The 2221-nt window shown below is 44.3% G+C and carries 4 protein-coding genes; 3 read left to right on the top strand and 1 reads right to left on the bottom strand.

The features are described from left to right. Nucleotides 1-135 precede the first annotated feature (135 nt). The 3 genes from L0J61_RS10590 to L0J61_RS10580 are packed head-to-tail and all read left to right on the top strand — an operon-like array spanning nucleotide 136 to nucleotide 1327. Nucleotides 136-354: a hypothetical protein gene (locus tag L0J61_RS10590; RefSeq protein ID WP_301466403.1), complete on the top strand. Its 219-nt coding sequence runs from the start codon at nucleotides 136-138 to the stop codon at nucleotides 352-354. A 39-nt stretch (nucleotides 355-393) separates the two neighbouring features. Next, entirely contained in the window at nucleotides 394-870 is a 477-nt protein-coding gene (sodN, locus tag L0J61_RS10585; protein ID WP_301466402.1) for a superoxide dismutase, Ni, read from the top strand. Nucleotides 871-910: 40 nt separating this feature from the next. Next, nucleotides 911-1327 carry a S24/S26 family peptidase gene (locus tag L0J61_RS10580; protein ID WP_301466401.1) on the top strand — a complete coding sequence of 139 codons (417 nt, stop codon included), beginning with the start codon at nucleotides 911-913 and terminating at the stop codon, nucleotides 1325-1327. A gap of 79 nt (nucleotides 1328-1406) precedes the next feature. On the opposite strand, the gene L0J61_RS10575 is transcribed toward L0J61_RS10580, so the two are convergent. After that, the gene (locus L0J61_RS10575) at nucleotides 1407-2147 is read right to left on the bottom strand and encodes an SDR family oxidoreductase (protein WP_301466400.1); all 741 of its coding nucleotides are present in this window, start codon (nucleotides 2145-2147) and stop codon (nucleotides 1407-1409) included. Nucleotides 2148-2221 lie beyond the last annotated feature (74 nt).

The following is a 2221-nucleotide window of genomic DNA, read 5'->3' as shown; positions in this document are numbered from 1 at the left end:
TGCGCTATGATAGATTAAAGTCGAAGCGTATGAGATGGGTGCCAATTATTATTGAAATGCTACTGATATTTGCTCCATAATAATGGCTGTACAACCTTACTTCCCAATCACACATACAATCTTATGGATAAAACTATGAATACAAAAAATATCGGTCAAACAGTTTTAGCGCCTATCATGGCCGTTTTGTCTTTGCTATTTATGAGTAGCAGCGCGATGGCTCATCCAGGACACGATCATGGCGCTAACGAGTCCATGCTTGTACATGTACTGTTTTATGGCGCTATTGCTGCTGCCGTTGCGTTTGCTGTGTTTATTGCATACCGTCAATTTAGCAAGAAAAAAGACAAATAAGCCAGCTCTTACAATAATAAGAGAATGAGGACGTTTATTATGTTATATGATCTACTTACAAAGCTCGATGGTGCTCAAGTTTCTGCTCACTGCGATATCCCTTGTGGTATCTATGACAGCACACCAGCGCAAATTTTTGCGTTGAGTGTACTACGCTACTGTCATCAGATTGACGGTTTGTCAGACAGCCCTGCGGATCAAGCCAAGCTGGTACGTTTGGTGTCAGATAAAGAAAAGCATGCTGAATCTGTTAAGCATGAAGTACGTATTATTTGGGGTGATTACTTCAAAGGTGAGCTGTTAGAGAAGTATCCAAACATCCATACATTGACGCACAGCATCATGTTGGCAGGATCTGCGGCTAAACAAAACATCGATGTAGAATCTGCCAAAAAACTGGTTGATTTGGTCAATGAGTTTGCAGAGACATTTTGGGATTCAAAGGGCGTAGAAACATACCGTGCTGTCTGCCCATATGAGCCAAAAGTAGAAACGGTTTATCCTAAATTAGGCTAGGCTAAGGTGTGTCCTCAATAGCAGCTTAAAACACGATTGAATGAAACTTAAAATCATGACAGTCATTGGTAATAGCATGCACCCGACCCTTGAGTCGGGTGCTTTTGTATTGCTGTGTCGGCATGCTTATTTAACGCCATCCTCTGCTGTATTGACTGATTCAAATAAATATCTGTCTCGTCTATCTGTCAAGCGTTTATTAGCTGATAAATTAACACTAAAAGTAGGCGATATTGTCGCCGTAAACCATCCAAAATATGGTCATATTATCAAGCGAATAACTCAGCTAGAGTACGGTCTGGCATCCAAAAGCACAAACAGGCGACCACAAAAGCACCACATCACGCGCCTGCGTCTAAAAGGCGATAATCATATTGCCAGCACTAGCGAAGCAGCGATGGGCTGGGTAGAGGCGCATCACCTTATCGGAAAGGTGATTTATCAGCTAAATAGATAAAAAAAGCTCGTCATTAAGACAGGCTTCTTATTTGGTGGTGTGATGCTGGTCTGGTTTTCAGCTTTATGGCAGCAATTGGTTAAGCCACGCCGCCGTTAGCACCGATATTTTGCCCAGTCACCCAAGCTGCTTCCTCACTCACCAAAAATAATACGACACGGGCGATGTCAACTGGTTCACCAATACGGTTGAACGCTGACATGTTGGCGAGCTTTTCGATGGTTTCGTCCGATTTTCCTTGATTGAATAGCTCGGTATCTGTTGGGCCGGGTGACACAGCGTTGACCGTGATTCCTCGCTCGCCAATCTCTTTGGCAAAGACTCGGGTCAGCTGCTCGACTGCGCCTTTGGTCGCGCAATAAGTGCCATAAGTGGGTAGCATCATACGAGTGGTGGTACTAGATAGGTTGACGATACGGCCGCCGTCATTAAGCTTAGCCGCCGCTTCACGAAGTGTATTAAATGTGCCTTTTGCATTGACGGCAAAGGTACGATCAAAGTCTTCGTCAGTGGTCTCTGCAATGGGTTTGTTAATCATCATGCCTGCGCTATTGACCAAAATATCTGGTTTGCCAAACTCACTGATGGTGGTGTCAAACAGCATAGCGACTTGCTGAGTATCGCTAACATCTGCTTGAATGGCGATGGCTTCACCACCTGCCGCTTTAATCTGACTGACGATATCATTGGCCGCTGCGTCATCGCTTGCATAGTTAATAACGGTCTTGGCCCCTGATTCTGCGAGTAGCATGGCGATCTGTGCGCCGATGCCTTTTGATGATCCGGTTACAATCGCGACTTTATTATTTAGTGTTGTCATTGTTATTCTCTCTATTATTTTATACCAAACCCAACAATTAAAGTTGCGCCCAAGCACGAGCAGTTAACGACCGA

Origin of the sequence: Psychrobacter sp. (assembly GCF_030457785.1) — a bacterium.
GTDB lineage: Bacteria > Pseudomonadota > Gammaproteobacteria > Pseudomonadales > Moraxellaceae > Psychrobacter.
The sequence above is the reverse complement of the archived record's forward strand: the minus strand, read 5'-3'. Positions and strand labels throughout refer to the sequence as shown.

Coding starts and splice junctions, on each gene's coding strand:
- sodN (WP_301466402.1), top strand. CDS start 394: ATGTTATATGATCTACTTACAAAGCTCGATGGTGCTCAAGTTTCTGCT.
- L0J61_RS10575 (WP_301466400.1), bottom strand. CDS start 2,147: ATGACAACACTAAATAATAAAGTCGCGATTGTAACCGGATCATCAAAA.
- L0J61_RS10580 (WP_301466401.1), top strand. CDS start 911: ATGAAACTTAAAATCATGACAGTCATTGGTAATAGCATGCACCCGACC.
- L0J61_RS10590 (WP_301466403.1), top strand. CDS start 136: ATGAATACAAAAAATATCGGTCAAACAGTTTTAGCGCCTATCATGGCC.